This window comes from Pseudomonas sp. LAIL14HWK12:I10 (assembly GCF_900184205.1).
Lineage (GTDB): Bacteria > Pseudomonadota > Gammaproteobacteria > Pseudomonadales > Pseudomonadaceae > Aquipseudomonas > Aquipseudomonas kermanshahensis.
The window spans coordinates 1-22,309 of the sequence record NZ_FXWU01000017.1 but is presented as its reverse complement, the minus strand read 5'-3'; the positions used below and the strand labels follow the sequence as shown (position 1 = coordinate 22,309).

At 62.8% G+C, this 22,309-nt stretch carries 20 protein-coding genes and 1 pseudogene; 10 read left to right on the top strand and 11 right to left on the bottom strand.

All coding sequences use genetic code 11. The features are described 5' to 3' along the window. Positions 1–11: 11 nt before the first annotated feature. Complete coding sequence (locus tag QOS90_RS25420) at positions 12–890, bottom strand: helix-turn-helix domain-containing protein (protein WP_027593542.1); 879 nt, start codon at positions 888–890, stop codon at positions 12–14. Positions 891–1,062: 172 nt separating this feature from the next. On the opposite strand from QOS90_RS25420, the gene pobA reads away from it, so the two are divergent. The 6 genes from pobA (at position 1,063) to sodC (ending at position 7,336) form a co-directional block, all read left to right on the top strand. Continuing rightward, positions 1,063–2,250 (top strand): 4-hydroxybenzoate 3-monooxygenase, encoded by a 1,188-nt coding sequence (pobA, locus tag QOS90_RS25415; RefSeq protein ID WP_027593541.1) that lies wholly within the window; start codon positions 1,063–1,065, stop codon positions 2,248–2,250. Between the two features lie 179 nt (positions 2,251–2,429). Next, positions 2,430–4,235 carry a gamma-glutamyltransferase gene (gene ggt, locus QOS90_RS25410; RefSeq protein WP_033694027.1) on the top strand — a complete coding sequence of 602 codons (1,806 nt, stop codon included), beginning with the start codon at positions 2,430–2,432 and terminating at the stop codon, positions 4,233–4,235. A gap of 70 nt (positions 4,236–4,305) precedes the next feature. Beyond that, a complete protein-coding gene (locus QOS90_RS25405; protein ID WP_085274280.1) occupies positions 4,306–5,187 on the top strand; it encodes a LysR substrate-binding domain-containing protein in 882 nt (293 codons plus the stop codon). A gap of 53 nt (positions 5,188–5,240) precedes the next feature. Continuing rightward, positions 5,241–5,756, top strand: a complete 516-nt coding sequence (locus tag QOS90_RS25400; RefSeq protein ID WP_085274256.1) for a sigma-70 family RNA polymerase sigma factor — start codon at positions 5,241–5,243, stop codon at positions 5,754–5,756. Next, complete coding sequence (locus tag QOS90_RS25395; RefSeq protein ID WP_085274255.1) at positions 5,753–6,700, top strand: FecR domain-containing protein; 948 nt, start codon at positions 5,753–5,755, stop codon at positions 6,698–6,700. The genes QOS90_RS25400 and QOS90_RS25395 overlap by 4 nt, the downstream gene beginning before the upstream one ends. A 120-nt stretch (positions 6,701–6,820) precedes the next feature. Continuing rightward, positions 6,821–7,336, top strand: a complete 516-nt coding sequence (gene sodC, locus QOS90_RS25390) for a superoxide dismutase family protein (protein ID WP_085274254.1) — start codon at positions 6,821–6,823, stop codon at positions 7,334–7,336. Positions 7,337–7,492: 156 nt separating this feature from the next. Here sodC and ctlX read toward each other — a convergent pair whose 3' ends face one another. Further along, on the bottom strand, positions 7,493–8,452 hold the full coding sequence (ctlX, locus tag QOS90_RS25385) for a citrulline utilization hydrolase CtlX (protein WP_177323884.1): 960 nt from the start codon (positions 8,450–8,452) through the stop codon (positions 7,493–7,495). Positions 8,453–8,485: 33 nt separating this feature from the next. Next, complete coding sequence (gene ocd, locus QOS90_RS25380) at positions 8,486–9,538, bottom strand: ornithine cyclodeaminase (RefSeq protein WP_027593534.1); 1,053 nt, start codon at positions 9,536–9,538, stop codon at positions 8,486–8,488. 193 nt (positions 9,539–9,731) lie between these two features. On the opposite strand from ocd, the gene QOS90_RS25375 reads away from it, so the two are divergent. Then, a complete protein-coding gene (locus QOS90_RS25375) occupies positions 9,732–10,154 on the top strand; it encodes an Lrp/AsnC family transcriptional regulator (RefSeq protein ID WP_027593533.1) in 423 nt (140 codons plus the stop codon). Positions 10,155–10,534: 380 nt separating this feature from the next. Next, a pseudogene (locus tag QOS90_RS25370) lies at positions 10,535–11,952 on the top strand (amino acid permease). A gap of 48 nt (positions 11,953–12,000) precedes the next feature. Here the strand turns inward: QOS90_RS25370 and QOS90_RS25365 are convergent. The 5 genes from QOS90_RS25365 to QOS90_RS25345 form a co-directional block, all read right to left on the bottom strand. Then, positions 12,001–12,924: a LysR substrate-binding domain-containing protein gene (locus QOS90_RS25365; RefSeq protein ID WP_085274253.1), complete on the bottom strand. Its 924-nt coding sequence runs from the start codon at positions 12,922–12,924 to the stop codon at positions 12,001–12,003. A 90-nt stretch (positions 12,925–13,014) separates the two neighbouring features. Further along, the gene (locus tag QOS90_RS25360; RefSeq protein ID WP_027593530.1) at positions 13,015–13,620 is read right to left on the bottom strand and encodes an START domain-containing protein; all 606 of its coding nucleotides are present in this window, start codon (positions 13,618–13,620) and stop codon (positions 13,015–13,017) included. Positions 13,621–13,721: 101 nt separating this feature from the next. Then, on the bottom strand, positions 13,722–14,558 hold the full coding sequence (locus QOS90_RS25355) for a bifunctional allantoicase/(S)-ureidoglycine aminohydrolase (protein WP_027593529.1): 837 nt from the start codon (positions 14,556–14,558) through the stop codon (positions 13,722–13,724). Between the two features lie 106 nt (positions 14,559–14,664). Further along, entirely contained in the window at positions 14,665–16,056 is a 1,392-nt protein-coding gene (locus QOS90_RS25350) for an LLM class flavin-dependent oxidoreductase (RefSeq protein WP_027593528.1), read from the bottom strand. 16 nt (positions 16,057–16,072) lie between these two features. Continuing rightward, positions 16,073–17,053, bottom strand: coding sequence for an aliphatic sulfonate ABC transporter substrate-binding protein (locus QOS90_RS25345; protein WP_027593527.1), 981 nt, complete (start codon positions 17,051–17,053; stop codon positions 16,073–16,075). A 217-nt stretch (positions 17,054–17,270) separates the two neighbouring features. Here QOS90_RS25345 and QOS90_RS25340 point away from each other — a divergent pair, with 217 nt between their 5' ends. Continuing rightward, positions 17,271–18,155 (top strand): NHL repeat-containing protein, encoded by an 885-nt coding sequence (locus QOS90_RS25340; protein WP_085274252.1) that lies wholly within the window; start codon positions 17,271–17,273, stop codon positions 18,153–18,155. 8 nt (positions 18,156–18,163) lie between these two features. Here the strand turns inward: QOS90_RS25340 and QOS90_RS25335 are convergent, their stop codons facing one another. Beyond that, positions 18,164–19,048: a DMT family transporter gene (locus QOS90_RS25335; protein ID WP_027593525.1), complete on the bottom strand. Its 885-nt coding sequence runs from the start codon at positions 19,046–19,048 to the stop codon at positions 18,164–18,166. Positions 19,049–19,228: 180 nt separating this feature from the next. Here QOS90_RS25335 and QOS90_RS25330 point away from each other — a divergent pair, with 180 nt between their 5' ends. Continuing rightward, positions 19,229–19,900, top strand: coding sequence for a TetR/AcrR family transcriptional regulator (locus QOS90_RS25330; protein ID WP_027593524.1), 672 nt, complete (start codon positions 19,229–19,231; stop codon positions 19,898–19,900). A gap of 6 nt (positions 19,901–19,906) precedes the next feature. Here QOS90_RS25330 and QOS90_RS25325 read toward each other — a convergent pair whose 3' ends face one another. Both QOS90_RS25325 and QOS90_RS25320 read right to left on the bottom strand, forming a co-directional pair. Continuing rightward, positions 19,907–20,914 (bottom strand): GlxA family transcriptional regulator, encoded by a 1,008-nt coding sequence (locus tag QOS90_RS25325; RefSeq protein ID WP_027593523.1) that lies wholly within the window; start codon positions 20,912–20,914, stop codon positions 19,907–19,909. A 171-nt stretch (positions 20,915–21,085) separates the two neighbouring features. Then, positions 21,086–22,057 (bottom strand): IS110 family RNA-guided transposase, encoded by a 972-nt coding sequence (locus QOS90_RS25320; RefSeq protein WP_097151372.1) that lies wholly within the window; start codon positions 22,055–22,057, stop codon positions 21,086–21,088. Positions 22,058–22,309 lie beyond the last annotated feature (252 nt).

Here is a 22,309-nt window from a genome sequence, read left to right as displayed (position 1 = left end):
AAGCAGGGGCGCTATTCAGGCACCCCCACCCGGCGATAGCCATTGGGCGTCTGCCCGCTCAGCCGCTTGAAAAACCGCGCGAAGTAGGTGGGGTCGGTAAACCCGAGACTATCCGACAATTGCCCAATGCTCATGCGCGTATAAAGAAGGTTGCGCCGCGCCTCCAGCAGCAGCCGCTGATGCACCACCTGCAAAGCCGTTTGCCCGCTCAGTGCCCGGCACAGCTGGTTGAGTTGCAGGCTCGAGACGTTCAGGCGCGCGGCGAAGTCCTCCACGGACAAATGCTCGCGGTAATGCGCCTCGACCAGGCGCAGGTATTGCCCGAGCAACTGCCGGTCCCGTTCGTCACGGTTACGGGGCGCCTGGCCCAGTTGCTGCCGGCGGCTGATCCAGACCATCAACGCGGTCACCAGCGCCTGCAGCATCGTCGCCCGTGCCGGGGCATTGCCCTGGTATTCCTGCTGCAGTGTGTCGATCAGGCTGCGTAAACGCTGGCGGTCCTTGCCCAACGCATAGCACGCCGGCGTGGCCAGCATGCCCACGGGCGCGCCCAGTTGCTGTTCCAGTTCGGCCACCAGCGCGGTGCCGAAGGTCAGTACATGCCCCTGGATGTCGGCACTGAAGCGAAAGCCGTGCACGGTCAGTGGCGGTACCACCTGGATGGCGGCCTGGCTGATCGAGCTGCGGACACCTTCGATCTCCACCTCGGCCTGGCCACGCTGCACATACAGCAACTGGAACAGCTCGGCATGCTGGTGCGGCTTGATCTCCCAGTGGTGCAAGCGGCTGCGTGCCGGGATCGACTCGCAGTGCAACAGGTCGGTGCCAGGCCACGCCTGGTTTTCGCCGTACAGCTGGAACAACGGAATGCCGGGGAGGGTGGATTTCATGCGGTTTTGCCTGTCCGTTAATCGAACGTTTTTTGTAAAAGTGCAGGTTTTGCATGGAATAGCACACTTAACCGGCAGCCTTTGCCAGTAAAAATGCAGGTGTAAACCCTAACAGCAGATGCCATGCCACTGCCAGTCCAGGGCCGGCATCGCCCGACTAGAGACAACAACAATGAAAACTCAGGTTGCAATCATCGGTGCAGGTCCCTCCGGCCTGCTGCTCGGCCAGTTGCTGCACAAGGCCGGCATCGAGACGGTCATCGTCGAACGCCAGACTCCCGAATACGTGCTCGGCCGCATCCGTGCCGGCGTGCTGGAGCAGGGCACGGTCGACCTGTTGCGTGAGGCCGGCGTGGCTGCGCGAATGGACCGCGAAGGGCTGGTGCATGAAGGCGTCGAGTTGCTGGTCGGCGGGCGTCGCCAGCGCCTCGACCTCAAGGCCCTGACCGGTGGCAAGACGGTGATGGTCTACGGCCAGACCGAGGTCACCCGTGACTTGATGCAAGCCCGTGAAGCCAGTGGTGCACCGATCATCTACGCGGCGAGCAATGTGCAGCCGCATGAGCTCAAAGGCGAGCGTCCGTACCTCACGTTCGAAAAGGACGGGCAGGTTCACCGCCTGGACTGTGACTACATCGCCGGGTGCGATGGCTTCCATGGCGTTTCCCGGCAGAGCATCCCCGAGGGTGTGCTCAAGCAGTACGAGCGAGTGTATCCGTTTGGCTGGCTGGGCTTGTTGTCGGACACCCCGCCGGTCAATCACGAGCTGATCTATGCCCATCACGAGCGGGGCTTCGCGCTGTGCAGCCAACGCTCGCAGACGCGCAGCCGCTACTACCTGCAAGTGCCGTTGGACGACCAGGTCGAAGCTTGGTCCGACGAGCGTTTCTGGGACGAGCTCAAGGCCCGCTTGCCCGAGGACGTGGCGGCGAGCCTGGTGACCGGCCCTGCGCTGGAAAAAAGCATTGCCCCGCTGCGCAGCCTGGTGGTCGAACCGATGCAGTACGGGCATCTGTTCCTGGTCGGCGATGCCGCCCACATCGTCCCGCCTACCGGTGCCAAGGGCCTCAACCTGGCGGCATCGGACGTCAATTACCTGTACCGGATCCTGGTCAAGGTCTACCACGAAGGGCGCACCGACCTGTTGCAGCAGTACTCGCCGCTGGCCTTGCGCCGGGTCTGGAAGGGCGAGCGTTTCAGCTGGTTCATGACCCAGTTGCTGCATGACTTTGGCACGCACAAGGACGCTTGGGACCAGAAGATGCAGGAGGCTGACCGCGAGTACTTCCTGTCGTCGCCGGCGGGGTTGGTGAACATTGCCGAGAACTATGTGGGCTTGCCGTTCGAAGAGGTGGCGTAGGGGTAAAGATCGAGCGCCGCTGGCGCAGCGCTTCGCAGCACAAGGCTGCTCCTACAGTTTGTATCGGGCCGGTGAGTCCACAGGCATAATTAGCCCGAATTAAACTGTAGGAGCAGCCTTGTGCTGCGAAGCGCCGCGCCAGCGGCGCTCGACCTCAAGAGCGAAAAAAATCCATCGCCATGCACTCAAGCCTCTCATCACGTCCCCGGCAACTGATAACCGCCCTGTGCCTGGCCACCACCGCTGGCCCAGCCTGGGCCGACCAGGTACTACCCCCACCCCCAGAATTGCAGTCCGGCTACCGCAGCGCCTTGCAACCCGTCCACGCCAGCCGGCACATGGCCGCAGCTGCCAACCCGCTGGCCAGCGAGGCGGGGCGTGCGATGCTGCGCGCCGGTGGCAGTGCCATCGATGCGGCGATCGCCATGCAGATGGTGCTCACCCTGGTCGAGCCACAATCCAGTGGCATTGGTGGTGGGGCCTTCATCCTCTATTGGGACGGCAAGCGTGTGCAGGCGTTCGACGGCCGTGAGGCGGCGCCTGCAACGGCCACGGAATCACTCTTCCTGCAAGCCGACGGATCGCCGATGCCATTCAGGGCGGCGCAAATCGGTGGGCGCGCGGTCGGCGTTCCTGGCGTGCTGCGGGCGCTTAAACTGGCCCATGAACAGCATGGCAAGCTGCCGTGGCAGGATTTGTTCGCGCCTGCGATAGCGCTGGCGCAAAACGGCTTTCCAGTCTCTGAGCGTCTACACACCTTGCTGGCAGCTGACCCTTATGTCGCCCGCTCACCCAGCATGGCCCGCTATTTCCTTGGCGAAAACGGCAAGCCACTGCCGGTCGGCACGATGCTGCGCAACCCCGAGCTTGCGCAGACCCTGGCGCGCATCGCCGCGCAGGGGCCTGATGCGTTCTACACCGGCGAGGTGGCCGAAGCGATCGTTGCCCAGGTGCGTGGGCATGCCAATGCCGGGCAACTGTCATTGCAGGACCTGAGCCAGTACCGTGCACGCGAGCGGGAGCCGGTCTGTGGCCCGTACAAACTGTGGCGTATCTGTGGCATGCCGCCGCCTTCTTCGGGCGGGGTCGCTGTACTGCAGACACTGGGCATCCTTGAAGCGCTACAGCGCGCGTCGCCATACTATGACCTGGCGAAACTTGCGCCACGCGCCACGTCATCGCCCGCCGGCCTGGAGCCCACGCCGCTGGCGGTTCACGTGATCGCCGAAGCCGAACGCCTGGCCTATGCCGACCGCGCCCAATACCTGGCCGACAGCGACTACGTGCCGGTGCCGGTCAAAGCCCTCATCGACCCTGCCTACCTCGCTGGGCGCGCCGCCCAGATCGGTACCTACAGCATGAAGCGCGCCCGCCCCGGTACCCCGCAGGGCGCCGACCTGGCCATGGCCCCCGACCGTTCGCCGCTGCGTATTTCCACGTCGCACCTCTCTGCCGTGGACGACAGTGGCCAGGCCTTGGCCATGACCACGTCAGTGGAGGCGGCGTTCGGCGCACACGTGATGGTCAAAGGTTTTTTGCTGAACAACCACCTGACCGATTTCTCGTTTTTGCCACAGGAGCAAGGTAAGCCCGTGGCGAACCGGGTCGAGCCGGGCAAGCGCCCCTTGTCGGCCATGGCGCCGACCTTGGTGTTTTCGCGGTCATCGGGTGAACTGGTGGCCAGCCTCGGTTCCCCCGGCGGCTCGCAGATCATCGGCTACGTGAACAAAGCGCTAGTCGGCCTGCTGGACTGGCAACTAAACCCGCAACAAGCCAGCAACCTGCCCAATTTCGGCAGCCGTAATGCCGGCACCGAGGTGGAAGCGGGGCTGACCAGCCCGGCGCTGATCCGGCAACTGGCGGCCTGGGGGCACGAGGTCACGCCCATGACCATGACCAGCGGCATGCAGATCATCCAGCGCACTGGCGCTGGCTGGTCGGGGGGCGCCGACCCGCGACGCGAAGGCGCGGCACTCGGCGATTGAGCAAGCGCGTTGCGGGGTATTAGGTGGCGTGATAGAACGCTACCTTGCCATTCAGAAGTTGAATACCCAGATGTCTATCAGCGTGAAATCGAATAGAGCACTGTTCGACCTCGACTTGCTGCGCGCGATCGTCGTGGTGGCCGATTGCGGCAGTTTCACCACCGCCGCCGCGCGCCTGCACTCGACCCAGTCCACCATCAGCCAGAAGGTGCGCCGACTCGAAGAAATGGTCGGCCACCGTTTGCTGGTGCGCGGCAACCGTGACGTGCTGCCCACCGACGCCGGGCAGACCTTGCTCGGCTATGCCCGCCATATGCTGGCCTTGAACGACCAGATGCTCGAAGCGCTGGCAGGGGCGATGGTCGGTGTCACCGTGCGCCTTGGCGTGCCCGAGGATTTCGTCGGTGGGCGCACCACCAACGCCCTGTCGGCGTTCAGCCGGCTGCACCCGCAGGTCAAACTGGAAGTGACCAGCGGGCTGTGCCGTGACCTCAGCCAAGCCTACGACAATGGCGAGCTCGACCTGGTGCTGCTGAAGCAGCGGCGCAACAGCCGCGAAGGGGTGGCCTGCTGGCCAGAGCGCCTGCAGTGGATCGACAGTGCGCGCACGCCGGCTTTTGAACTCGACCCGATCCCGTTGGTGACCTTTCCGCCACGCGGGCTGTACCGCGATGACATGATCACCGCCATCGAAGGCATGGGCCGGCGCTGGCGCATCAGTTTTACCAGTTCCAGCCTCAGTGGCATCCAGGCTGCAGTCGCCGATGGCATGGGCATCAGCCTGCTACCGCCGCGGGCGGCAACGCGCGAGCACCGGGTGCTGGGGGGCGAGCAGGGGTTGCCCGAGGTCGACAGCTACGAAATTGTCATCGTCCACCGGCCCACGGCAGACGTGATGGTCAAGGCACTGGCCGAGGTGATGACGCAATTGTTGGCTGGAGGTGGGATCTAAAAGCAATTAGAATCAGTCGCATTCATACCTTTAGCCCGCTAGCGTGCCCTTGAATGACCGACTCCACCCCGGCAGACGAAACCTCCTTCGGCACGCTTTACCGCGACCATCGCAGTTGGCTGGAAGGCTGGCTCTCGCGCCGCCTGGGCGATGCCTGGGAGGCCGCCGACTTGGCCCAGGACACCTTCTTGCGGGTGCTCGCCGCGCACCCCGGGCAGACGCTACCCAGCCTGCGTGAGCCCAGGGCCTATCTACTGACCGTGGGCAAGCGGCTGCTGATCAACCACTACAAGCGACGCAGCCTGGAGCGCGCTTACCTGGAAGCCCTGGCCAACCTGCCCGAAGCGTTGGCACCCTCGCCGGAGCAACGCTGGATACTGCTTGAAGCCTTGCAGGCCCTGGACGAACTGCTCGACGGCCTGCCACGCGCCGTGCGCCGGGCTTTTTTGTGGGCGCAGTTGGAAGGGGTCGACTACGCAACCATTGCCGAGCGTTTGCAGGTTTCTGAGCGTACGGTCAAACGCTACATGGTCAAGGCGTACGCGCATTGCCTGTTGGTGGCGTTGTGAGCGCGCCCGTCGACGCCCGCGCTCGTCAACTGGCCCGCGAGGCCGCGCAGTGGCTGGCCTTGCAGGACGCTGGCCCACTGGATGATGGCCAGGTCGACGCGCTACAGCGCTGGCGTGCACGCAGCGCTGCCCATGAAGCGCTGTGGCAAAAAGCCGAGGCCCTACGCACGCAGTTTTCCGCCGTGCCATCGTCGCTTGCCGTGGCCTGCCTGGACCGCCCGGACTCCGACCGCCGCCAGTTGCTGGGCCAGGCCCTGGCGATCGGCACGCTGGCGCCGCTAGCTTGGTATGGCTATCGCCAGCTACCCGTGGCCAGCTGGCGCGCCGACCTGCACACCACCACCGGAGAACGGCGTGGCCACGTGCTGGCAGGCGGAGGGCGCGTGCATTTGAACACTGCCAGCGCGGTGAACCTGTCTGTGCAGGGCAGCCAGCACGTTGTGCAACTGGTACGGGGTGAGATTGCCGTGGACTGCGTCGGCCCGTTGCAGGTGCAGACCGCCCAAGGCGCTGTCTTTGCTACCCAGGCGAGTTTTTGCGTGCGTCAGCAAGGGCAGCACTACCGCGTGTCGGTCAGCGATGGCGCCGTGCGCCTGCAAACGGCCCAGGGCGGCGCGCTGTCATTGCAGGCTGGGCAGAAGGTAACCCTTGCTGCAAGCGGGGCAGGGCCTATAGAGGCGTTCGACGCGCAGTTACCGGGTTGGCAGCAAGGCCTGTTGATGGTCGACAACCAGCCCTTGGGCGATGTATTGCGCGAACTCGACCGCTATCGCCCCGGGCTGCTGCGTTGGGACCCGGCCCTGGAGCGCCTGAGCGTGACCGGCACCTTCCAGCTCGACGACAACGACCGCATCCTTGCCTTGTTGGCTGCCAGCCTGCCGCTGCAGGTGCATTATCGGACCCGCTACTGGGTGTCGCTGACACCGCGCAAGCAACCTGCCTGAGGGTACACCGCACACGTGTAAGTGTTTCAGTCTGTGGCCAAATGGAATACCTGGCGGGCTGCGCAGTCCCAACTGTTACCTGGGTACGACACCCGTCATCCCACGCCATGGAGAACCAACATGAAAGCAGCGCTTTTCGTTGCATTGCTGGCCAGCACCGGCCTTGCGCAGGCCGCCCAGACGGTAGAACTCAAGCTGGCAGGCCCCGACGGCCCAGGCAAGTCGATCGGGACCATCAGCATCGAGCAAAACCAATACGGCACGCGTCTGACCCCTGATCTCAAGGACCTGCCGCCCGGCGTGCATGGCTTCCATTTGCATCAGAATGCGTCGTGCGCACCCACCGAGGAGAACGGCAAGCCGGTGCCTGCTGGCGGGGCGGGTGGCCACTGGGACCCGGATTCGACCCAGGCGCATAAAGGCCCCTACGATGACAGCGGCCACCGGGGTGACTTGCCGGCGCTGTACGTGGGTGCCGATGGTAAGGCCAGCTATCCGGTGCTCGCGCCACGCCTCAAGGCTGCGGACTTCAAAGGCCATGCGTTAATGGTGCATGCCGGTGGCGACAACCACAGTGACCACCCGGAAAAACTGGGCGGTGGTGGTGCGCGGATGGCATGCGGGGTTGTGCAGTAAACCGTTTGGAACTCATAACGTATTGATTTAGCAGGGTCTTGTGGGAGCTGGCTCGCCGGCGATCACCGGCAAAGCCGGTGCCATACACTGCGGCGCTTGCATCGCCGGCAAGCCGGCTCCCACAGGGTCAGTTGATCTCCTTCACGACACGTTGAATCAATTGATCGAAAGCGGGCGTGAGCTTCTCGGTGACAGGTGAATCCCGGCGATCATGCAGCGCACCGAGCCCCCGGCCATCTCGATGGTCGGCACATCCAAAGGTACCAGCCGCGCCGAACGCTCGATGCGCTGACGCTGCTCACCCGTAAGGCTGTCGAACGCTTTGCGCGAAAGCGCAAGGATTCGACCATCACGCCCAGAAAGCTCGATGGCGTTGCCGGCAAACTGGCTGATCTGCTGGTTGCTCAGGTCGATCACATCACGGCCTGACTCGATCAGGCGCATGCGCACCTCCTGTGCACGGCTCGGGTTGGTGAACGTGTCAAACCCCACCAGTGCAAACTCAGTCGCCACGCACATCAGGACGTTGGTGTGGTAAATCGGCGTGCCTTGTTCGTCGGCCGTGTCGAACACCATGGGCTCGAAGTTGAAGTGCGTGCTGAAACGCTCGAGGGCGATCGGGTCGGCGCGGTTGGAGCGGGCGGTATAGGCGACCCTGGACAAATGGTCGAACACCATCGCCCCAGTACCTTCGAGAAACAGCTCGTCCTGTTCCAGCCCGGAATAGTCGATCACATCCTGCACCCGGTACTCATGCTTGAGCATTTCGATGACATCCGCCCGCCGTTCGCGGCGGCGATTGCGCGAGTACATCGAGTAGATCGCGATGTGGCCGCCCGGGTGGGTGGAAAACCAGTTGTTCGGGAACACCGAGTCCGGCGTGTTCTGCTCGCCAAAGTCGTCGAACAGGTGCACGCGCACGCCCTCGGCTTCAAGCCGCCCCGCGGCCTGGGTGACTTCGTCGCGCGCCACATCGGCCACGGCCTGCGCGGCGACGTCAGGGTGGGTGCTCTGGAACGAGTTGTCTGCCGCTGTTTCCGGGTTGGGGGTGAAGGCGTGCGGCCTGACCATGACCACTGCCGCAGGTGCTTGAATCGAACGCGTTGGAAATGCCATCTGGAATACCGAAATTAAGAGCTGACCGTAGGGTTATGCAACGCGTCGGATGCGGCTTTTGGCAGCGCGGCCGCGGGTGTGGCTGAACAGGTCTTTCGGGTCTTCGTCCACCCAGGGTACTAGGTCGATTTTTGAGCCCAGGCCGCGTTTTTCGGCTTCCTGTAGTACATACCGTAGTACGGTATAGTCTTCGAGCGCGAAGCCCACCGAGTCGAATACGGTTACCTGGCTGTCGCTTTGGCGGCCTTCGGTTTCACCCCGAAGTACACGCCAGAGGTCGACCACTGGGAAGTCGCCAGGCAATTGCTGGATGTCACCTTCGATACGGGTCTGCGGTTCGTACTCGACGAACACGCGTGCGCTGCGCAATACATCGGCATGCAGTTCGGTCTTGCCTGGGCAGTCGCCGCCCACTGCGTTCAAGTGCATGCCGGGTTCGAGCATGTCGGGGGTGATGATGGTCGCGTAGGCCTTGTCGGCGGTCACCGTGGTGATGATGTCGACGCTTTTGACCGCCTCGGCAACAGAGCGGGCCTTGCGAATGGTAAGGCCGCTGTACTCCTTGAGGTTGGCGATCAGCTTGGCGGTGGCCAGCGGGTCGGTGTCGAAGGCGACGATTTCTTCGATACCCAGGTGTTTGTGGAAGGCCAGTGCCTGGAATTCGCTTTGCGCGCCGTTGCCGATCAGCGCCATTTTTTTCGCGTTCGGCCGGGCCAGCGCCTGGGCGGCCATCAACGATGTGGCGGCAGTGCGCAGGGCGGTGGCGATGGTCAGTTCAGACAACAGCACCGGGTAACCGGTCGCGACGTCGGCCAACACGCCAAAGGCCATGACGGTATGAAGGTCTTTTGCTGTATTGGCAGGGTGCCCGTTGACGTATTTGAACGCATAGCGATGCGTGTCGGCGACCGGCATCAATTCGATCACACCCACTTCCGAATGGCTGGCAACACGGGCGGACTTATCAAAGTCCTGCCAACGTTTAAAGTCTTCGCGCAGGGCCGCGGCCAGTTCACCAATGAAGGGCGCTACGCCAATGTCATGGACCAAATCGGACATGGTTGGAACATCAATGAAATACGTCATGCTCTTGCACCTTTTATGCGCGCGCTCTCACCTCAAGGCCTGCAGGGTGAACGCTTAAGATTGTTGAGGGGTTGCCAGCACGAAGAGTTTGATGAAAGGTTGCGTCAAATTGAAGAGAGCAGGTTGCCAGTTTCGTCATCTTTCTAGACAATCTGCGACCCCAGAATAACAATCTGATTAATGGGCAGGCACCATGGACACTGTAGACCGGGAACTGATCGCGCTGTTGCGTGATAATGCACGCACGCCGATCCTCACCCTTGCCAAGAAACTCAAGGTTGCCAGGGCAACGGTGCAGAACCGCATCACCAAGCTTGAGGAACAAGGGGTGATCATGGGCTACACGATTCGCCTCAGGTCAGATGCCCTGGAGCAAGGCGTACGGGCAATTACCAGCATCGGCATCAGCGGCCACCATGCTGCGGAGGTCAAGCACGCGCTGCGCGGGCACCCCAACGTGGTGGCCATCCACACCACCAATGGCCGCTGGGACCTGATGGCCGAGCTGCGGGCGGACACCCTCGAGGCCTTCGACCGGGCGTTGAACACCATTCGCTCGATACAACACATCGAGAACACCGAGACCAGCATTTTGCTCTCCACCTTCAAGATGTGAGCACCGCGATAGCCGGAATGGGCAGGCGCCTGGCGCAAACTGTCACCCCGGCCTTTCACAGTGCAACAAATCCCATTTCGTGTGTGCAGTCTGTAGCGTTCCGATTGACTACAACGGCTGGCAAAATGAAACAGCGTCAGCACCCTGTGTTTCACGTTTAAACGTCTTGCCGGGCATGACCAGATTAATCGGCGTGCAAGTGTGATGGGCTTTCATAATTAATTAAGCCTGATGAGAAGTTTCATCGGGGCGTGTATTTCCGTCTGCGTTAATACCCATGCCTGCTGCGCTTGTTATTACAACACGTGTGCACGTGCGTACCAATTAAAGTGCGCAGTGAAGGGCATGTGGTTTCACAGAAAAAGAATAAGAGGTCAACTATGCAGCAAACGTGCAACTCGCAAGACGCGACTGGGCAGCCTGGCCGTACGCTGAAGCGACGGCTGGAAAACAGGCACATTCAGCTCATTTCGATCAGTGGTGCGATCGGCACCGGGCTGTTCATGGGCTCGGGCAAGATCATCGCGCTTTCCGGCACTTCGATCATTCTGGTGTACGCCATCATCGGCTTTTTCGTGTTCTGCATCATGCGTGCGATGGGCGAGATGCTGCTGGCTAACCTGCACATGGAGTCGTTCGCAGACCTGGTACACAACTACCTGGGGCCGCGCGCCGGTTTCATCCTCAGTTGGTCCTACTGGCTCAGTTGGGTGGTCGCGGCGGTGGGTGATGTGGTCGTGGTGGCAGGCTTTTTCCAGTACTGGTACCCCGATGTGCCCACCTGGCTACCGGCATTTGCCACGATGCTCCTGCTGCTGGGCCTCAACATGCTGGCGGTAAAGGCGTTTGGCGAGGTCGAGTTCTGGTTCGGGCTGATCAAGATTGTCGCGATCGTGCTGCTGGTGGTCACGGGGCTGGTGATGGTGGCCACGTCCTACACGTCGCCAGCCGGGGTTACGGCGTCCTTCAGCCATCTGGTGGCACCCGGCGTGGTCATGCCCCATGGCATTCTCGGCTTCCTCGCCGGCTTCCAGATCGCGATTTTCTCGTTCGTGGGCACCGAACTGATCGGTACCGCGGCCGCAGAGGCCAAGGACCCGGAAAAGACCCTGCCCAAAGCGATCAACACCATTCCCGTGCGCATCCTGCTGTTCTACATCTGCTCGCTGGTGTGCATCATCGCGTGGTCTCGTGGGCGAATGTGCCGGCAAACCGCAGCCCGTTCGTCGAACTGTTCCTGCTGGGCGGCCTGCCGGCTGCGGCCGGCATCATCAATTTCGTGGTGCTGACGTCTGCCGCCTCGTCGGCCAACAGCGGTGTGTATTCGGGGTCGCGGATGCTTTACGGCCTGTCCCACCAGCAACAGGCGCCGACCGCGTTCGGGCGGCTGTCCGGGTCGGGTACGCCGGTCAGGGCGCTGGTGTTTTCGGGGGTGTGCATGGCGATTGCGTTGACGCTGTTGTTCGTGATCCCGGAGGTCATGACGGTCTTCACGTTGGTGTCGACCATTTCGGCGGTTATGATCATCGTCACCTGGTCGCTGATCCTGATGTCCTACTTTGCCTACCGTCGGCAAAACCCCAAGGCGCATGAGCAGTCCAGGTTCAAGCTGCCAGGTGGCAAAGTGACGGCGGCATCGGCACAGCTGTTCCTGATCTTCGTGTTGTGCCTGTTGGCGCTCGAGCCTGACACACGCACCGCGCTGTATGTGATGCCGCTGTGGTACATCGGCTTGCTGCTCGCCTACCGGCGCCGGGTTAAGGTGTGCGCTCGGCAAGTAGCGGCTACGGCTTCCTGAAGCGCAGTGCAGTTGGCCCTGGGGTATCGCCCACGGCCACTGTCGCTTTCAGCTGTCGCGCAGCCAGTCCACCAAGCCCAGAGTGGTCGGGGTAGTGCTGCGGCCATGGGGCACTACCAAGTAGTAGGCCTCGCGGGGTTTGACCACCAGGTCGGTCAGGCGCACCAGCTCACCGGACGCCAACAGGTGATCGACCATTCGGCCCCACCCCAGCGCCACACCATGCCCATGCAGCGCTGCCTGGACGGTGTCGGCGTACAAGTGGCAACGCAGGCTGTAGCGTAGTTTGGGCGGGTGCCCACCCGCTTCGCGGAACCAGGTAGGCCAGGTCATCCAGCCCTCGGTCGTGGCATCGGCATCGAGCAAGTCGGCGCCGTACAACCCTTCTAGTGACTCCGGCAGGCTGTTGCGGGTGAGCCAGTCGGGTGAACACACCGGAAATATTTCTTCCTCGAACAGCTGCACGGCGGTGCCGTCCTCCCAGCGCCCGTTGCCATAGCGCACCAGCAGATCGACATCGTGATTGCGCAGGTCGCCCATGAACATCTGTGTGGCCAGGCGCAGGCGCACGTGGGGCAGGGCGGTGCGCAAGGTGCCCAGGCGCGGCATGACCCGCAGCTGGGAAAACGTCGCGGTGCAGCTCAGCACCAGTTCTTGCTCGTTGCCACCCTCGCTGAGGCGGTCGAAGACCGCGGCGATCTTTTGCAGCGAATCGGAAATGACTGCATACAGGGCCTGGCCCTCGCTGGTCAGGCGCACGCCCCGGTGCAGGCGCTGGAACAGCTGGCTGCCGAGGGTTTCTTCGAGCTGCTTGACCTGTTTGCTCACCGCTGCCTGGGTCACGCCCAACTCCTGCGCGGCCAGGGTGAAGCTGTTGTGCCGGGCCACGGCTTCGAATTCGAGCAGTGCCGTCATCGACGGGATGATGCGCCGGTAGCCTTTGTGCTTGTTGCCGTATTCTTGTGTTTTCATGCGACGTCCTGGCAAGGCGCGACGCGCTGGTCCGCGTCGCGCCCAGACAGTGGCAGAAAAACCGCCAGGGCGGTAGTCGCCAGCATGCCTTCAGTGCTGGCGCTCGGCCACCGCCCGCAGCGTGCGCAACGTCACCACCGGTGCATCCACCACAAAGCGGTTGGCCAGCCACCCCGGCACATCCCCGGCCGGGTCTGCCTTGAGCTGGTACGTGACTTCGGTCTGCTTGTCACCCAGCGGTTTCATCACCCACTGGCCACTAAGGCGCTGCACGCGGATCAGCCCCTCCACTTCGGGGATCTTGCCAGGGTCGGCGCTCAGGTGGCGCAGCAGGGTGCCGTCGTCGCGCTGTTCAGTGGTCACCTTGACCACGATGTCGCGCGGCAGGGTCGGCCACGGCAGGTTGGTGGTCAGGTAGACCCAGGTACTGTCGCCGTCGACCTCCAGCAAGCGCATCTCGGCGCAGGCATACAGCCATTTGCAGGCCACGCGCAGGTTTTCCTGCAGGTCTGTCAACGTGCGTACGCTGGCCTTCATGGTGCTGACACCGCGAAACTGCTGGTAGGGGGAATCGCCGTCGCCGCTGAGGTAGACACGGATGCCTTCTCTGTCGTAGGCCAGGTTCCAGTCGTCGGTCGCCTGAACGGTACTGGACAGCGCCAGCAACAAGGCGGCAAGCAGGCGGTAGCGGTTCATGGTGAGCACCGCGCAGGGCAGGATTGTTCAGTATGAGCGGCAAACAGAAAGCCCGCCAGGGAGGCGGGCTTCGGTCCAACAGGCTGGGCTTAACTAAACGCTTAGCGCTGTGGGTTGAGCGTCAGGTGCACGTGGCGGTTGACGTCCTTGTACAGCAGGTAGCTGAAGTTGCCTGGGCCACCGGCGTAGCAGGCTTGCGGGCAGAAGGCGCGCAGCCACATGAAGTCACCGGCTTCGACTTCGACCCAGTCCTGGTTCAGGCGGTATACCGCCTTGCCTTCCAGCACGTACAGGCCATGTTCCATGACGTGGGTTTCAGCGAACGGAATCACGCCGCCTGGCTGGAAGGTCACGATATTGACGTGCATGTCGTGGCGCATGTCGGCCATGTCGACGAAGCGGGTGGTTTTCCAGCGGCCTTCGGTGCCTGGCATCTCGATGACGGTGGCGTTGTCACGGTGGGTGACGAAGGACTCTGGCAGGTCCAGGCCTTCAACCTTCTGGTAGTGCTTGCGCAGCCAGTGGAAGGTGACGTTGGCCTTGCTGTGGTTGCGCAGGCTCCATTCGGCGCCTGGGGCGATGAAGGCGTAGCCGCCTTGCTTCAGGGTGTGGTGCTTGCCTTCCAGGGTGATGTCGAGCTCACCCTCGACCACGAACACCACGGCTTCGGCGTTTACGTCCAACTCTGGGCGCTCGCTGCCGCCTTCCGGGGCCACTTCGACGATGTATTGCGAGAAGGTCTCGGCAAAGCCGGTCAATGGGCGGGCGATGACCCACATGCGCATCTTGTCCCAGAACGGCAGGTGGCTGGTGACGATGTCACGCATCACGCCCTTGGGGATGACGGCATAGGCTTCGGTGAACATGGCACGGTCAGTCAGCAGCTCGGTTTGAGCTGGGTGCCCACCGTGGGGGGCGAAGTAGGAATGATTCGACATGGACGATCTCGACTTGTTGTTCTCTCCCCGTGCCGTGAACCGCACCGGCCGGTGCGGCGCAGGGGATGTGCCGACAGAATAGGGTCGAGCGCGTGCCATCTACAAATTAAATGTTGGAATACCCGGTATTTGCTTGCTGAATGCTAACCTGGCGCCCTGCATGCTGCTCCGGCAAGCGGTCGCCCTGGCCGAACAGCTTGTGGCGCAGGGTGCCGTCCTGGTAGTGCAAGGGGTAGCGGCCGCGGCGTTGCAGCTCGGGCACCAGCAGCTCGACGACGTTGGCCAGGTCATCCGGTTGCACCGCGTACGTGAGGTTGAAACCGTCGATGCCGGTCTCGTCCAGCCACGTTTCCAACTGGTCGGCGATGTCAGTGGCAGCGCCGACCAGGACCGGACCACGGCCCCCCAGGCCGACGAATTCGGCCGCCTCGCGCACGGTCCAGCGGCGGTTGGGGTCGGCGGCGGTGAAGGCGGCCAGGGCGGCGCGGCCGGCATCGTTCTCGACATACTCGATCGGTGCGTCGGGGTCGATGCCGGCGAAGTCGATGCCGGTCCAGCCCGACAGCAGGGCCAACGCGGCGTCCAGGTCGACATAGCCCCGGTACTCGGCAAAGCGGGCTTCGGCCTCTTCACGCGTGGGGGCGACGATCAACAGTGCCTGGGCGTAGATCAACACCTCGTCGCGGCCACGCCCGGCCACTTCGCTGGCCTGGCGAATGCCATCGGCATAGCGGCGCAGTACCGTAGTCGTCGGCCCGCTGATGAACACGCACTCGGCATGCTGCGCAGCAAACTGCTGGCCGCGTGCCGAGGCGCCAGCCTGGAACAACACCGGCGTGCGTTGCGGCGAGGGCTGGCACAGGTGCGTGCCGGGCACCTGGAAGTGCTGGCCGACGTGGCCGATCGGGTGGACCCGGGAAGGGTCGATATACCGGCCGCTGTCACGCTCCAGCACCACCGCGTCGTCGTCCCAGCTTTTTTCCCACAGTTTGTACAGCACCTGCAGGTATTCCTCGGCCAGGTCGTAACGCTGGTCGTGGCCCAGTTGGCGGGCCAGGCCCAAATTACGCGCGGCGCTGTCCAGGTAACCGGTGACGATGTTCCAGCCGACGCGGCCATTGCTCAGGTGGTCGAGCGTGGACATGCGCCGGGCAAAGGGGTAGGGGTGTTCGTAGGTCAGTGAAAAAGTCACACCAAAGCCCAGGTGCTCGGTTACGCCGGCCATGGCCGGGACCAGCAGCAGCGGGTCGTTGACCGGCACCTGCACACCCCCGCGCAAGGCCGCTTCAGGGCCGCCCTGGTAGACGTCGTAGATGCCCAGTACGTCGGCAATGAACAGCGCGTCGAACAGGCCGCGCTCCAGCAGGCGGGCCAGGTCGGTCCAGTAGCCCAGGCGGTTGAAAGCCACACTGGTGTTACGCGGGTGGCGCCACAGGCCGGGGGACTGGTGGCTGGCGGCGTTCATGCTGAACGCGTTGAAGCGGATCGGGCGGGGCATGGCGGTCAGTCTCCGGTCACGGCAGCACGGAAGCCGGGTAGACCGCATCGGCTACCTGCAACTTACGCGGGATCAGGCCCAGGCCCTGGAAGGTGTCGGCCAGCTTTTGCTGTTCGGCGACGATCTGCGGGGTGATGGCGACGGCGTTGTAGTTACGGCGCTCGCTGGCCACTTCCAGCACATCAGCCTTGATCCCCAACTGCGGCGCCAGCAGCGCGGCGACGTCGGCGGGCTTGGCGTTGGCCCATTGGCTGACCTTGCCCAGCTCGGCGAAGAAGGTCTTCAGCAGGGCGCGGTGCTGGTCGGCGAATGCCGCGGTGGACAGGTAGAAGGTGCGGTTATTGGACAAGCCACTGCCGTCACGCAGGTTCTTCAGGCCCGGCTGGCTTTCTGCCGCGGCGAGGAACGGGTCCCACAGGGTCACGGCCTGGACGCTGCCCGATTGCAGGGCGGCCACGGCATCAGCCGCGTTATTGACGTAGGCGGGGGTGATGTCCTGGTAGCTCAGGCCAGCTTGCTCCAGTGCGACGGCCAACAGGTATTGCGCGTTCCAGCCACGGCCGGTGGCTACCCGCTTGCCTTTAAGGTCCTGCACGCCTGTGAGGTGGTCCTGTTCGCGCACCACCAGGCCGATACCGCGCGGGTAGGGTTGCTCGGCGGCCAGGTAAACCACTGGTTTGCCGGCGGCCTGGGCAAAGACCGAGGGGGCGTCGGCGGCGTGACCGAGGTCGATGGCGCCGGTGCTCAGCGCTTCGAGCAGTTGCGGGCCCGCGGCGAACTCGTGCCAGCTGACGGTCACCCCTTGCGGGGCGAGGGCCTTCTCCAGGGCACCACTGCCCTTGAGAATATTGATGCTGTTGAATTTCTGATAGCCGATCCGCAAGGTTTTGGCGTCTTCGGCGAGGGCGTTGGACCAGGGCAGCAAGGCGCTGGCGACACTGGCCAATAGGCCGCCGATCAACAGGCGGCGCAAGGGGGAAAAGGCACGGGTGGGCATGAGGGGGCTCCTGGAATGGGATGGTAATCCGTGCGCCCAGACTAAGGAGGTGGCGTTTGGCTTTCAATTTTTTAATTCCATTTGGTTAGAATGTTTAGTTATTTTTATATCCTTTTTGTAGTTTAGCGGCGTGCGATTGCACAGAAGGGCACTGTGCCATCACTTTTTTTTCACATCGCTTTGTTAGGATCCCGATCACGTTTGAGGAGCTTTTTTCATGCCGCACACCCTGCGCAAGCGCAGCACCCGCATCGCCCTGACCGCTACTGCCAGCCTGCTCGCGGCCACGCTTGGCTTCTTTGCCTGGCAGAGTTTCTATCCGGTCCAGGCTGCCAGCGGCTGGGACGTCGAGGTGTTGCACCGCGACGTGGCCAAAGCAGCCTCGTTGCTGCCGCAAGCCGACGGCAGCCTGCTGGTCAGCCGCGAACTGGACGACGGCAAAGGCAGCATCCTCAAGATCACCGCCCAGGGCGACCGGGTCGTGGTGATCGACAACCTGTCCAAACCTGATGGCATGGTCGCCGTCGACGGCGGCTGGGTGTTCAGCCAGGAAGGGGGCTTCGCGCCGGTCAGCCTGTCGCGCGATGGCCAGGTGACCCGGCTGTTCGACGGCGAGAGCGTGCAAGGGTTGTGGAATGATGGCGATTTCCTCTATGCCATCGAGGACCGCAAGGGCAATGGCCGCTTGATGCGCTATGACTGGCGCACTGGCCAGCTTGACGTGCTGCGTTCCGGGCTTACCGAAACCGAAGGCCTGACCCGCTGCAGCGATGGCCGCCTGCTGTATACCGAGAAAGCCAACGGCAAGGTCCGCGCGTTGTCCGAAGACGGCCAGGACCCGGTGGTGGTCGATGGCCTGCGTAACCCAACCTTCCTGTTCTGCGACCAGCGCGGTTTGTGGATCAGCGAAGACAACACGCACCGCGCCCGCCTGCTGCGTATCGACGCTGATGGCTCGCGCCAGACCGTGCTGTCGTTCCTCAAGGCGCCGCAGTCAATCGTCGCCGATGGCAAGGGCGGCTACCTGCTGGCTGAGGGCGGGCGCAACCGCGTGCTGCACCTGACCCCACCGGTGGAGCGCAGCACCGCGCAGCGTGACTGACCAATCGTTCAGCTCGGCAGGCGTTGCTTGCGCCCGGGCAGCAAGCCCAGCACCAGCATGCAGCCGAGCAGGATCACCCCGCCGCCGGCGACCTGCAGCAGGCTCAAGGTTTCATCGAGGAACAACGCCCCCACCAGCACCGCCACCAGGGTGACCACGAACTCTACGCTGATGGCGCGGGTGGCACCGATACGGGCGACCAGGCCGAAAAACAGCACATACGTGGTAGCGCTCATGACCCCGCCGCTGATCAGCAGGTAAAGCCAGTCGCTGGCCTGGGGCACGCTAGGCACGGGCACCACCAGCAACAGCGGCAAGGTCATCAGGCCGCCGGCCAGGAATGCGCCGCCGGTCACCGTCCATGGGTCCTGGCCACGAACGTGCAGGCTGGCGTAGTTGCTGCCGAACGCCGCGCTCAAGGCACCGAACAGCGACGCGATACAGCCGTGGATGAAGACGTCGTTGACCGGTTGGGCCGGAAAGCCCACCAGCATGGCGATGCCGACAAAGCCCAGCAGCAGGCCGATGAGGCCTTGCAGGGTGATCTTCTCCAGCCCCCAGACACGGCCGATGATCATCGAAAACAGCGGGATGGTGGCCACGAAGATCGCCGCCATGGCGGTGCCGATCCGTGGCGTGGCGTAAGACATCCCGATCAACTGCCCGGCCACGGTAGTGGCGCCGATCACCAGCAGCGGTTTCAGCAACGGTCGCAGGCGCAAGGCACGGCCGCACACCGCGCCCAGAATGGCCAAAGTACTGCCGGCAATCAGCGAGCGCAGGCTGACCGCGCCGACCCAGCCAAAGGCGTGCACCGTCTTGAGCACCACCAGAAAGGAAAAGCCCCAGGCAATGGCCAGAAACAGGTAAGCGGCAAGGTCACGCGGTTGCATGGGGCAGGGTCCGTCCGGGGCAGAGAAACGCAGGCTAGCGGGTTGAGGGGCGTGACTACAAGCGCCGCCAGTGGTTTGCCTGTAATGCCCTTTGATGGCTACCCGACCAACAGCGTGCTTCCCTGCATGGCCGCGCTCACGGATAATCCCCTCATTCCAATAAACAGCCTGTGAGTGGGTATGAGTGATTCCGTAGTCAGCCTCGGCCAGCCTGAGATCGAAGGGGTGCGCAAGTCGCGCAAGAACAACCCCGAGAAAACGCGCGAGGACATCCTTCAGGCCGCCATCAACGAGTTCGTCCAGCAGGGCCTGGCCGGCGCGCGCGTCGATGCCATCGCCGAGCGCACCGCCACCTCCAAACGCATGATCTACTACTACTTCGGCAGCAAGGAGCAGTTGTACGTCGAGTGCCTGGTCAAGCTCTACGGTGATATCCGCAAGACCGAACAAAGCCTGGACCTGGAGTCGCTGCCGGCCGAGCAGGCGATCCGTCGCCTGGTGGAGTTCACCTTCGATCACCACGACCGCAATGTCGATTTCGTGCGCATCATCTGCACCGAAAACATTCACTATGGCGAGTACGTCAAGCAGTCGCCGGTCATCCGCGAGATGAGCAGCCTGGTGCTCGAAGCGCTCGGCAGCACCCTGCGTCGGGGCGAGCAGGAAGGCGTGTTCCGTTCCGGAATCGAGGTCATCGACCTGCACATGCTGATGAGTTCGTTCTGCTTCTACCGGGTGTCGAACCGCCACACCTTCGGCGAGATCTTCCAGATAGACCTCGCCGACGACGAGATCAAGCAGCGCCACAAGAACATGATCTGTGACGCAGTCATCCGCTATATCCGCGCCTGAGCGGGGTCACTCGCCCAGCCGTTGCTCGCGTGACGGCGGGTAGCCGAAGTACGCCGCATAGCACTTGCTGAAGTGCGACACCGACACGAATCCGCAGGCCACTGCCACTTCCATCACCGACAGGTCGGAATACTGCAGCAGCCGGCGGCTTTTGGTGATGCGCAATTCCATGTAGTAGCGCCGCGGCGAGGTGCCAAGTTGGGCCTGGAACAGGCGGTCGATCTGCCGGCGTGAGCGCCCGCTGTAGGCGGCCAGTTGATCAAGGCTGAGGGTTTCTTCGAGGTTGTTTTCCATCAGCTCGACAATGGTGCGCATGTGCAGGCTCATGGACTTTTTCGCCCCGGGCCCGACCTGGCGATAGCGCGCACCGGAGAACGACAATATTTCTTCGACGCCTTCGGCCAGGCCATCGCCGTACAGCCTGCGGACCAGGCCGAGCATCAGCTCCATCGCGCCATTGGGGCTGGCGGCGCTGAGGCGGTCGCGGTCGAGGGTGAAGCTGGCCGGGGTGATGCGGGTTTGCGGGCTGCGTTCAGAGAGGCTGGCGCGTTGCTCGGGGTGGATGCTGCAACCGTAGTCGTCCAGCACGCCTGCGCGGCCCAGGAACCAGGCGCCGTTCCACAGGCCGCCCAGGGCCATGCCATGGGCGGCGCAGTCGTCCAGCATGCGGTCGAGCTCAGGGTACTTGAGCGGGGTGCGCAGGCCACCGCAGATGATCAGCAGGTCGAGTTCCTTGAGCGCTTCGGCGGACAGTTCGCTGGCGACCAGCTCCAGCCCCAGGTCGCTCAGCACCCGGTCGCCGTCCAGCGACAGTGGGGTGAATTGGAAGCTGTCGGCGCGCAGCAGGTTGGCCGTGACCAGCACATCCATGGCCACGGTGAAGCTGGCCATGGAGAAGTGTTCGAGCAATACGAAGTCGACCCGATAGGGCGCTTGGGCATTTCCGGTGGTGGACTTTAGCCTCAGCATGTTGCTGGTGCTGGTCTTCTTGCTGAACTGGCGTGGGGTGGGCACTCTGGACTCCGCTTCCTGGCTGGCCAGGCGGAGTGTGGCGGGTGGCCGGGGGAAAGACAATCTCTCGGGTGGGCCTGTCGTATTTCAGGTCGTGTTAAGGCAATGGGTTGAAGGGTGGTTGTGAAATCGAGCGCCGCCCGCGCGTAGGGTTTGTAGATACCGTCTTGACCCTCACCTCGCAAGAGCAATTTGGGGGTCAAACGGTTTGCCCGACTTCACTACCCCGTAAACCAGATGCAGCAGCTTGCGCATTGCCGCGCATACGATCTGCTTATACGCCTTATGCCGGCTGCTCAACCGCTCTGCCAGCGCCTTTACGACTGGGTTGTGCTTGATCGAGACAGCGCCTGACATCCACAAGCCCGCACGCAGCCGTGAGCTGCCTGTACGCGAAATGCTGCTCTGACCTGTGAACTCTCCCGACTGTTGCACCACGGGATTCAGGCCTGAAAACGCGACAATCGCAGAAGGGCTTTGGTATTTCAGTGGATCGCCGAGTTCGGCCAGCAGCAACGCAGCAGTGGTCTCGCCCAAACCGTCAATCGAAGTAATCAGGTCACGTCGGTTACGCAGATCTGGATCATCATCGATCGTCTGTTCAATGGCCTTCTTGGTCTTTTCCAGCTCTTCGGTGATGTGCCCGATTATGTCTCGAATCGATTGCTGTACCGCGTCCCGTGCGGCATCCAAGCGATTCTGCTCCATCTGGCGCATTTCCTTGAGGTCGTCCAGGCGTCGCACCAGAGCGCGCAAGCGGCGCTGTGCTGGGGGCTCAGGCTCCCACTGGCGAAGCGAGGCGGCGTTCTGTTGACTATAGGCAGCAATGACTTTGGCGTCAGCCTTGTCGGTTTTGACGCGGCGAAGCTCTACATCAGCGAATTTTGCGATCACAGCCGGGTTCAGAATGCACACCCGATAGCCTTGAGTGTGGCAGTGCTCGGCCAGGGCTTCGTGATAGGTGCCTGTGGCTTCCATGACAATCCAGGTTCCCGGCTCCGCATGGCGTTCAAGCCAGTCGCTGAACTGCGCGAACCCGCCGGAGTCATTGGGCAGTTTTGCCTTGGTACGCTTCTTCCCGTTAGGCAGCGTAGTGGCAATGTCGAAAGATCTTTTGGCGACATCAACGCCAACAAAAATGGACATGATCCTCTCCTTCAAACTACGAAAGTCGATCACCCTTCACTCTGTGCAACCTTGTTAATGCTTGCTCACGCCGGGGGCGGGCACTAGATACCGTTCGGACTTGTCGAGTGGGGTTGGAAGGCCAGAGCGCTATCTACAATACGGGCTCGATGCCCTCGGAGCAGCTCCGCTTCATGACCTTCCCTCGATGATCAGTCGAGAACTTTCGCTTCTTTGGAAGAGAAAGTCGAGATACAAGGAGCAGCCTTGTGC

Coding starts and splice junctions, on each gene's coding strand:
- QOS90_RS25365 (WP_085274253.1), bottom strand. CDS start 12,924: ATGAAAACACAAGAATACGGCAACAAGCACAAAGGCTACCGGCGCATC.
- QOS90_RS25320 (WP_097151372.1), bottom strand. CDS start 22,057: ATGTCCATTTTTGTTGGCGTTGATGTCGCCAAAAGATCTTTCGACATT.
- QOS90_RS25400 (WP_085274256.1), top strand. CDS start 5,241: ATGACCGACTCCACCCCGGCAGACGAAACCTCCTTCGGCACGCTTTAC.
- QOS90_RS25330 (WP_027593524.1), top strand. CDS start 19,229: ATGAGTGATTCCGTAGTCAGCCTCGGCCAGCCTGAGATCGAAGGGGTG.
- ocd (WP_027593534.1), bottom strand. CDS start 9,538: ATGACGTATTTCATTGATGTTCCAACCATGTCCGATTTGGTCCATGAC.
- QOS90_RS25420 (WP_027593542.1), bottom strand. CDS start 890: ATGAAATCCACCCTCCCCGGCATTCCGTTGTTCCAGCTGTACGGCGAA.
- QOS90_RS25350 (WP_027593528.1), bottom strand. CDS start 16,056: ATGCCCCGCCCGATCCGCTTCAACGCGTTCAGCATGAACGCCGCCAGC.
- QOS90_RS25340 (WP_085274252.1), top strand. CDS start 17,271: ATGCCGCACACCCTGCGCAAGCGCAGCACCCGCATCGCCCTGACCGCT.
- pobA (WP_027593541.1), top strand. CDS start 1,063: ATGAAAACTCAGGTTGCAATCATCGGTGCAGGTCCCTCCGGCCTGCTG.
- QOS90_RS25375 (WP_027593533.1), top strand. CDS start 9,732: ATGGACACTGTAGACCGGGAACTGATCGCGCTGTTGCGTGATAATGCA.
- QOS90_RS25405 (WP_085274280.1), top strand. CDS start 4,306: ATGTCTATCAGCGTGAAATCGAATAGAGCACTGTTCGACCTCGACTTG.
- ggt (WP_033694027.1), top strand. CDS start 2,430: ATGCACTCAAGCCTCTCATCACGTCCCCGGCAACTGATAACCGCCCTG.
- QOS90_RS25335 (WP_027593525.1), bottom strand. CDS start 19,048: ATGCAACCGCGTGACCTTGCCGCTTACCTGTTTCTGGCCATTGCCTGG.
- ctlX (WP_177323884.1), bottom strand. CDS start 8,452: ATGGCATTTCCAACGCGTTCGATTCAAGCACCTGCGGCAGTGGTCATG.
- QOS90_RS25355 (WP_027593529.1), bottom strand. CDS start 14,558: ATGTCGAATCATTCCTACTTCGCCCCCCACGGTGGGCACCCAGCTCAA.
- QOS90_RS25345 (WP_027593527.1), bottom strand. CDS start 17,053: ATGCCCACCCGTGCCTTTTCCCCCTTGCGCCGCCTGTTGATCGGCGGC.
- sodC (WP_085274254.1), top strand. CDS start 6,821: ATGAAAGCAGCGCTTTTCGTTGCATTGCTGGCCAGCACCGGCCTTGCG.
- QOS90_RS25360 (WP_027593530.1), bottom strand. CDS start 13,620: ATGAACCGCTACCGCCTGCTTGCCGCCTTGTTGCTGGCGCTGTCCAGT.